This window comes from Paenisporosarcina sp. P5_A11, assembly GCF_056400705.1.
In genome coordinates this window covers 1-2,798 of the sequence record NZ_JBFUKT010000280.1, presented here as the reverse complement: position 1 = coordinate 2,798, position 2,798 = coordinate 1, and the positions used below count along the sequence as shown (strand labels likewise).

Sequence of the window (2,798 nt, the reverse complement as noted above, 5' to 3'; positions counted from 1 at the left end):
GTAGTTGGATGGAATTCTTCGTGTTTTGTAACAAATGTTTTATTTCTTTAAAGCTTACGAACGTTTTTTTCGATTCATCATATAAACGGAAGTGGAACGACTTCAAGCTTGTTTTTAATGTAATCGTTGTTGCTTTGTGAAGGGGTGGTGTAGAATCATGTGCTTGTTCTAATCGGTAGTTAGGTACACGTGGGCTTAAATGATGCACATGGTGATACCCAATGTTCCCAGTTAACCATTGAAGCACTTTTGGTAATTTATAAAATGAACTACCATCAACTGCAGCTTTTACATAATCCCACTGCTCTTCATCTTCGAAGTATGAATCTTCAAATTGGTGTTGAACATAGAACAACCAAATTCCAAAAGAACCAGCAACAATTAAGATGGTTCCTTGAATAATTGCGAATGCTTCAATACCAACTAACCAAATCATAAAAGCATACAAAGCAACTAGTGCTACGTTGATAAAGTATGTGTTGTTACGTTCTTTTGGACGAGCATCTTTACGATTGAAGCGATTTGAAACAAAATACAGGAACAATGGTCCTAATCCGAACATCACAATTGGATTGCGATATAGACGGTAAGCAAATCGGCGACCTGGAGTTGCATCAATATACTCGTCAACCGTCATAACCCAAACATCACCAACACCACGTTTGTCTAAGTTACTGCTTGTAGCATGGTGAATCGAGTGATCTCGTTTCCATTTTTCATAAGCGAACAAAGTCAAAATACCAGTGATTGTACCTAAAACGGAATTGGCTTTCTTACTCTTAAAGAAAGAACCGTGTGTACAGTCATGGAAAATGATAAACGTTCTAACAATAAAGCCTGATGCTGCAATCGCTAAAGCGAGAGTTAAGAAAATCGAAACGTCTAAACTTAAATACGCTAAAAACCACAAAATGAAGAATGGTGGAATTGTGTTAATAATCTGTTTCACACTTGATGACATGTCTGATTTCTCAAATGGCGCCACTAGCTTACGTAGCTGCATAGTTTTTTCTTTACTCATAGCGTCCTCCTGCAAAGATGTATTTGAATTCTTTCATATAAAAACTTGTTACATTAAGAATAGGGTTTAGGAGCAGATAATAAAAGACATAAACGTCAAGTGAAGACTATGACAAGTGTCATATAGGTAGTGTTGTTCAGAAAAGTTGAGATTCTTATTATTTTTCTCGTTTTTTTAGACATAATAAGAAATATATACGATTAATTGTACTTTTTAGAAACATTTTTCTACTATTCTAGGCTTGCTTAGGTTGAAAAAAAGCGGTCTTCCTATGCTACAGTATTACAAAGAACACGTGACAGGAGTGACAGACAATGACGAAATTATTAAATGCGAAAAATTTTATTGACTTAATAGAAGAAGAAGCTGACATTATCATACCGATTGCAAATGGTGAACCTATACGCTTATTAGATATTTTAGAAGAACATGCAAATGAACTAAGTCATGTTAAAATCCATCAAATGTTGGCACTACATCCTCGGAAATATATTTTAGGGGAGATGTCAGGTCAACTTACACATGTGTCTTATTTTTTAAGTGGTGCTATGCGCAAAACGTATCAAGAAGCAAAAATGGAGTTAGTGCCAAACAATTTTCATGAGGTTCCAAACATGCTGTCGAAGGTTACAAAAATGTCGATGATTCTGTCAGTAGCTTCTCCAGTTGACGAGCATGGCTATTTTTCGTTAGGAACACAAGCTGATTATGTCGCAGAGTTTATTGGGAAAGTTCCATTTATTTTAGAGGTGAACCGCAATATGCCTCGTACATTTGGTCATAACCAAATTCATATTAGTCAAATTGCAGGATATATTGAGCATGATGCGCCATTAGTTGAGGAAGTGGTTCCTGAAATCGGGGAAAAAGATTTGCTCATAGCTAAAAAAGTTGCTGCAGATATTCAAGATGGAGATACGCTTCAAATAGGAATCGGATCGGTTCCTAATGCGATCATGAGTTTATTGAAGAATCATCGAAATCTAGGAATTCATACAGAGATGCTACCTGATGGAATCGTTGATTTAGTGGAAGCCGGTGCTATCAATGGTACTAAAAAGTTCACGAACAAAGGAAAAATTGTTGCAACATTTGCATATGGTACGCAACGTTTGTATGATTTTATCCACAACAACTCTTCGATAGAGTTCTTACCCGTCAGTGTAGTTAACGACCCTCGTGAAATTGCCAAAGAAGAAAATATCGTGTCTATCAATGCGACAACAGAAGTGGACTTATTTGGTCAATGTGCATCCGAAACAGTCGGAGGGAAATATTATTCTTCCAGTGGTGGACAAATTGATTTCGCACGAGGCGTACGTTTGGCGAAAAGTGGGAAAGGCTACATCTATTTGCGTTCCACTTTAAAGAACGACACCATTTCAAGAATTAAATTGGATTTGACACCAGGTTCTGTAGTGACGACAGGGAAAAATGACGTCGACAACATCGTAACCGAATACGGCATCGCACGCTTGCATGGCCGTTCTATCAGTGACCGTGCTAAGCAATTAATCAGCATTGCTCATCCGAATTTTAGAGACGAGCTAACCAAGCAAGCAATGGAACGAGGAATTATCTAGTATAAATTTTTTATAATATAGTGCCAGGCAACAAAGGAGTAAGTGGGATAAAATACGTCCAACAAATCTTCGAGTGCCTGGCATTTTTTCATGCTTTATTGAATATGGCTTAATTTATCATGTGTTGCAGGTTAGTAATACTCTTTGTTGAAAACTATCGTTAGGTTGAGTAATAAGTGGAAATTCTCTTGAAA

General features: G+C 37.0%; 2 protein-coding genes. One reads left to right on the top strand and one right to left on the bottom strand.

Going from position 1 to position 2,798, the window contains the following annotated elements:
* Positions 1–1,021: Delta(5) desaturase DesA (gene desA, locus AC1DOS_RS19300; protein ID WP_477538804.1), on the bottom strand; the 1,021-nt coding region annotated here is incomplete at its 3' end.
* 314 nt (positions 1,022–1,335) lie between these two features.
* Between desA and AC1DOS_RS19295 the strand changes: the two genes are divergently transcribed.
* Positions 1,336–2,604 (top strand): acetyl-CoA hydrolase/transferase family protein, encoded by a 1,269-nt coding sequence (locus AC1DOS_RS19295; protein WP_477538803.1) that lies wholly within the window; start codon positions 1,336–1,338, stop codon positions 2,602–2,604.
* Positions 2,605–2,798: the final 194 nt, after the last annotated feature.

Excerpts from the sequence above, each read along its gene's own strand:
- AC1DOS_RS19295 (WP_477538803.1), top strand. The coding sequence starts at position 1,336 with ATGACGAAATTATTAAATGCGAAAAATTTTATTGACTTAATAGAAGAA.